We start from the raw sequence: 530 nt of genomic DNA, 5'->3' as shown, positions 1-530 counted from the left end.
TGAACCGTCCTGGATCCGGTAGAGACTCGGGTTCAGGCCGCCTCGGTCGAGATGGTCTGTTGATGGTAGAGGTGTTCGTATTCGACCGGCGGTAGGTATCCGATCGCAGAGTGCAGGCGCCCGGTGTTGTACCAATGCACCCACGAGGCTGTTTCCCGTTCGAGTTCGGCTCGGCTGGTGAAGGCGGGGTGGCGGTCGATCAGCTCGGTTTTGTAGAGCCCGATCGCCGATTCCATGAGCGCGTTATCGAGGGCGTCGCCGACGCTGCCGATGGACCCGGTGATCCCGGAATCCTGTAATGCTTCGGTGAAGGCCAGTGAGGTGTATTGAGCTCCGGCATCGGAATGATGTATCAACCCTGTTGCCGTGAAACGGAAATTGGTCCTGCGGCGAGTGAACAGAGCTTGCTCGAGCACTGAGGTCACCAACGGCGTCGCCTTCGAGGTCATCACACGCCAGCCCAGGATCCGCCGCGAGTACACGTCCACGCAGAACGCGGTGTAGCAGAACCCGGCCAGCGTCCAGCAGTA

Annotated in this window: 1 protein-coding gene; it reads right to left on the bottom strand. The window is 60.8% G+C overall.

Features of this window, described 5'->3' with window-relative positions:
* Positions 1 to 32 precede the first annotated feature (32 nt).
* Positions 33 to 530 (bottom strand): integrase core domain-containing protein (locus ON21_RS30155; protein WP_039803549.1); only part of this gene is annotated, 498 nt, incomplete at its 5' end.

It is taken from the genome of Nocardia araoensis NBRC 100135, from assembly GCF_000308435.1.
Classification (GTDB): domain Bacteria; phylum Actinomycetota; class Actinomycetes; order Mycobacteriales; family Mycobacteriaceae; genus Nocardia; species Nocardia araoensis.
The sequence above is the reverse complement of the archived record's forward strand: the minus strand, read 5'-3'. Positions and strand labels throughout refer to the sequence as shown.